This window comes from Mesorhizobium sp. M8A.F.Ca.ET.208.01.1.1, assembly GCF_004791315.1.
Lineage (GTDB): Bacteria > Pseudomonadota > Alphaproteobacteria > Rhizobiales > Rhizobiaceae > Mesorhizobium.
This window is the reverse complement of the sequence record NZ_SRUT01000107.1, coordinates 1-344: the sequence shown is the minus strand read 5'-3', so window position 1 is coordinate 344 and position 344 is coordinate 1. Positions and strand designations below refer to the sequence as shown.

General features: G+C 70.3%; 1 pseudogene. It reads left to right on the top strand.

Annotated features, from left to right (window positions below):
* A pseudogene (locus tag EN851_RS34500) lies at nt 1–344 on the top strand (J domain-containing protein); the annotation flags it as partial.

The following is a 344-nucleotide window of genomic DNA, read 5'->3' as shown; positions in this document are numbered from 1 at the left end:
GTTTTGCCGCCGCCAACCAGGCCTACGAGATCGTCGGCGACGAGAAGACGCGCGCCGCTTACGATCGCGGCGAGATCGACGCCGACGGCAAGCCGAGATTCCAGGGCTTCGAGGGCGCGGCCGGCGGTGGCGATCCGTTCGCCGGCTTCCGCCGCCAGCAGGGCCCCGGCGGCGCGCATTTCGAATTCCGCACCGGGCGCCCGGGCTGCGATCCGTTCGACGGCCACAGTGATATGTTCAGCCAGATCTTCGGCGATGCCGTTTCCGGCGCCCGCGGCGGCAGGGGCAGCGATCGTCGCCAGCCGGTGCAGGCGGCCGACCTCAACGTCACCATGGACATCAGC